The following is a 4,035-nucleotide window of genomic DNA, read 5'->3' as shown; positions in this document are numbered from 1 at the left end:
CTCCGCCGAGCTGTTCCACCTCGGTGTCGTCGGCGATGGGATAGGCGGGCGTGGCCGCCTCACAGGGACCAGGATCGCTCACCGGTTCAGCTTCTGGCGTGACCGTCGCAGTCGGCGTCGGCACTGATGAAACAGGTGGGCTACTGCGCGTCGGCTGAGCGTCCGGGAGCGCCGGCGCTGCGGTGCACCCTGCGAGCAGGACAGCGAGACCTACGGTGACGCCGAGCAATCCTCTCCTGTTCACCGTCGAACTCAATCTGGGGCACCCGCTGTCAGAAGTCGAGCTGCCGCGGACGCGCGACCCTCGGAGCTTTGCGCGTCCGGTGCGTGAGTCCCGGTCGCTGATCGTGCCCTGACGTCATCCCTGACCCGGTGCACCGTACCCCCCGCCGTCCGGCAACACGGGGCACGATGCCTCGGCGGTCTGCGCTGCGACCTCGGCGCGCACCGCGACGCCGTCTGTCGTCTTCTCCACGGTGTAAACGACTCCCTCCTGCGCGCCCTCTGCCGGAATGTACCCCACGATGGCCGATTGAATGGCGGGATCATCGGGGACCGCCCCCACTGAAGTCGAGATGAGATCGGCGGTCGGATTATCCCTAAGCCAGTTCGCGGTCGCGCTCACGGTTGCGTCAGGGATCGACCAGAACCCCTCCAACTTCGCTACGGGACCACAGGGCCACCCCGTATACGAGCTGAACGTTGCGACACTCGCGTCGGCGGGAATCGCGCCCGGCGGGAGTGCTGCGGCATCGAGCCATGCGTGCGCTTGTGCCTGCGCCTCCGGGTCTGTGCTCCCCGGCGTAGCGATCGCCGACGAGTCGCTCGCCTCGGAGGACTGCGCAGGCAGTGGCTCACCCGCAGGATCGGCGCCGCCTGCCACCATCGCGGGCGTCGCGCACCCGGTCAGAGCGAGCGCGAGCACGGAACTGAGTATGAAAGCCGAGCGGTGCCGCATGCATCCACCGTAGTCGGCGGATGCCGTCGCGATCACTTGTCACTTATGCGCGCGACGGACGTGGACGATGGTGCGGCGGAGCCCCAGGTTGCTCCTCTTAGGCTTGCCACGTGTCTACTGCACCCGTGTCGACCGAGAGCGATGATGAATCGCCCACTCCTTCACGGAGCTGGCGTCGGATTGCCCTGCTTCTCGCTGGCGCCATCCTGTTCTGCTCGACAACCGTTCTTGTGACACTGCTCATTGTCTCCACAGCATCGGACGGTGCGACCTCCGTGTTGATCGGCACGGTTGACTCGGAGTTGCTCTCTGGTCTCGCGCTCATCGCGGCCCTGGCAGCCCTGGCGACGGGACTGTGCGTCATCCCCGTGCCCAGGCTTTGGCTCATCCTGATGATCCCGGCGCGCGCGGTAGCCATCGCGGCCACCGCACTGGCAGGGATCGTGTGTTTCCTCACCTCGTCCTCGACGGTTGTTCCGCTCGTCGCCAACGGCTGCGAAACCGGGTATGTGGTCAAAGAGAAGTCGTTCCTTCTTGCGGGTTGGGGCACGATCTATCGACAGGATGGCGTACTTGTCACGGCCGTCGAGCGAACCCTCAGCGATGATGGCTACCACCCCTTCGCGGACGGCGCCTATACGGTGGCGGAGGACGGCGCGTCACTCCGGGTCTGGCGGAACTTCAGCTTTGACTACTCGGCTGCGCCGGTGACGACCGACCGCGACCCGGACTTCACCCTTCCGAAGCTCACCGACCGTACGCTCGCATGTGGTGTCAGCACCGGAGCACGAACACCGATTCCCTCAGCGCCCGCCGCGCCCACATACGGCGCGGACGAGGCCCGAGCAGGGCTCGAGAATATGGTCGCGGCGTCGCTGGACGCAGCCGTCGGGCCGGTGCACGATTCCGCTGGACAGCTCCTCGACGCCGACGAGATGTCACCGGCATCGACCGCGTGCGGTGAGAACGGCACACGAATCGGACTCGGGCTCACGTTCGAGACCGCGGACAATGGCGCCACGCTCGCGCGAATCCTCAAGGTTTGGGATGCCGCAGGATACGCCGCGGATCGGGCAATGCAGGAAGACATCCGCTACAGCGACGCGCTGCCGGTGGAGAAGATGAGTATCCGCGACTCGACGAGTATCGACGGACTGATCCACATGCAGGTCACGTCGCAGTGCAGCGCGCGCTGATCCGCCCTGCCTGCCGCAATCTCTCGAATACGTCGGCCGTGTATAACACCGCGCGCGGCCCGAGCACCCGATTCCCGAATCGTTCTGACGCGTCCCCGGCAAGCCTTCGCGCGAGTGGTCGACGGCGCCGTGGAACTCTGTGCGAGTACTCACGAGGACCGCAGGTTAGGACATAGCCAACTCGTCGGAACGGGGTGGCCAGTTGCGGATGACCCGGCTGCGCGGTGCGGCTTGACCTGTCTTCCCCGCGATGTGGGGAAGAATCCTTGGGTTGGCGTGGCGGAGGAGGCAGGCGCGCTGCCGGTGCGCTGCAGCAATGAGGGCGCGGTTGAGTGGGCACCGCTGATACTTGACCTGCTTCGAACTGCGCAGTCCGTACATGTACAACATCGCCCGGTGGGCCTGCCCGACGACGCTGACGGTGAAGGTGCGCAATGCGTCGTTGGGTTCGTCACCGATCGCCTTCGCGACGGCAGGTAGCAGGCGATCGGCCTGAGCGAGCGCGGAAGTCGTCACGTCCAGGATCGGAGTGATCGTGCGCGGCGATGTGAGCACGCAGGTCAAACGAATGATCTCGGGGTACGCGCACAGCAGCACGTTTTCGTAGGTGTCGAGGTGCGGGATGCCGAAACTCGCCATGCGGTCGCCGATCGGGGACGAATCATCTGAGCCTTCGTGCCAGGCTTCGACGAAAGCTGCGGCGAGGTTTACTTCGCCGGTGTGGAGGGCGACGCCGCGCTTCCAGAGTTGTGATCGCAGCAGCAGTTCCGCACTCTCGTAGCCGGGCATGCCTGCTATGTCGGCGTGCAACGCGCGGTACGCCCAATGGTGATGCGCGAGGCAGAGCGCACCGCCGCGGGCGATCGTCGTGGTGGCCAGCCCGCCGGAGCATTCCGGGCATGCAATACGGGGTTCGGCGAACCGGGCACACCTGGCGCATTTCTCAGGACGCCAGCTGCGGTGGCCGCATCTGACCCACATGCCATCTTTCTCGAAGTTGGGGCGTAGCGCGTCGCGCGGCAGATCTGCGAGATGCTCGATGAGATCGACGACACGCTGATCCGCCGCGGGCCACCAGTTGCGACCGAGGTGCTCCAAGACGATTCGACGGATATCGCGTTCCTCGCACTGGTGAGCTTGGGCGAGCCGCTTCGTGAACCCTTCGACGGTCTCACCCTCGATGAGTTCGAGTCGAATCGGTAGCGTGCGGAACGGAAGGCTCACACGCGGTCATGCCTCGATGAGCCGCGCGGTCGACGCGTGGGAGGCTTGCGGGCGTCGGTGTGGCGCAGGAGTGTGGCTCGGACCCGCGGGGCGAACGCCAGAATTCTCCTACCGAGTTCATCGAGGCCCGCGGACCGGCCGTACCGAAGCCGCACGGGTCGGTCGAGGCCGATGACCGCTTCGCGGCCTTCGATGTGAAAAGACGCGCGGACAGCGGCGACGTCGTGCGACGTGCCCGCGGTCACCGCGTTCACCGCTGCTTCGACGAGCGCGGCGACCTGGATGGGGCCGACGTTCGTGTTCGTGAGGAACCGCTCCGCCCACGGCTCTGTTGTCAGCGCGACGAGACGCACCGCTTCGGGATAGTGGCGCGCAAGCGCCGTTCGATGAGATACGCCCTCTTGTTCGAGATCGGTGGCGCGAAGAAGGGTCGTGGCGAGTTCCAGTTCGCCGGTGTCGGGGCCGATGCCGCGTTCCCAGAGCGTGCCTGTGAGGCATCGTTCGGCGCGAAAGAAGTCGGCGTTTCGCGCGAGGTCGCGGTCCGCTCCCGCGTAGTGCCACCTGCGGTGTCGCGCACACACCGCTCCGATCCGGGTGCGCACCTCGACGGGTTCACCGCCGGTGCATCGCCTGCATTTCGTGACGGCAGACGGCAGG

The 4,035-nt window shown here is 66.1% G+C and carries 4 protein-coding genes; 2 read left to right on the top strand and 2 right to left on the bottom strand.

Annotated elements, in window-relative coordinates; all coding sequences use genetic code 11:
- Positions 1 to 358: 358 nt before the first annotated feature.
- Complete coding sequence (locus ASG00_RS07500; protein WP_156456221.1) at positions 359 to 925, bottom strand: hypothetical protein; 567 nt, start codon at positions 923 to 925, stop codon at positions 359 to 361.
- A 158-nt stretch (positions 926 to 1,083) separates the two neighbouring features.
- Here ASG00_RS07500 and ASG00_RS07495 point away from each other — a divergent pair, with 158 nt between their 5' ends.
- Positions 1,084 to 2,154 carry a hypothetical protein gene (locus tag ASG00_RS07495; protein WP_156454730.1) on the top strand — a complete coding sequence of 357 codons (1,071 nt, stop codon included), beginning with the start codon at positions 1,084 to 1,086 and terminating at the stop codon, positions 2,152 to 2,154.
- A gap of 165 nt (positions 2,155 to 2,319) precedes the next feature.
- Here the strand turns inward: ASG00_RS07495 and ASG00_RS14885 are convergent, their stop codons facing one another.
- Entirely contained in the window at positions 2,320 to 3,378 is a 1,059-nt protein-coding gene (locus ASG00_RS14885; RefSeq protein WP_137878512.1) for a hypothetical protein, read from the bottom strand.
- 59 nt (positions 3,379 to 3,437) lie between these two features.
- Here ASG00_RS14885 and ASG00_RS17650 point away from each other — a divergent pair.
- A partial coding sequence (locus tag ASG00_RS17650; protein ID WP_235559423.1) for a hypothetical protein occupies positions 3,438 to 4,035 on the top strand: 598 nt, incomplete at its 3' end.

It is taken from the genome of Microbacterium sp. Leaf351 (assembly GCF_001423825.1).
Taxonomy (GTDB): Bacteria; Actinomycetota; Actinomycetes; order Actinomycetales; family Microbacteriaceae; genus Microbacterium; species Microbacterium ginsengisoli.
Note: the sequence above shows the minus strand (reverse complement) of the source record. Positions and strands in the feature narration are given on the sequence as shown.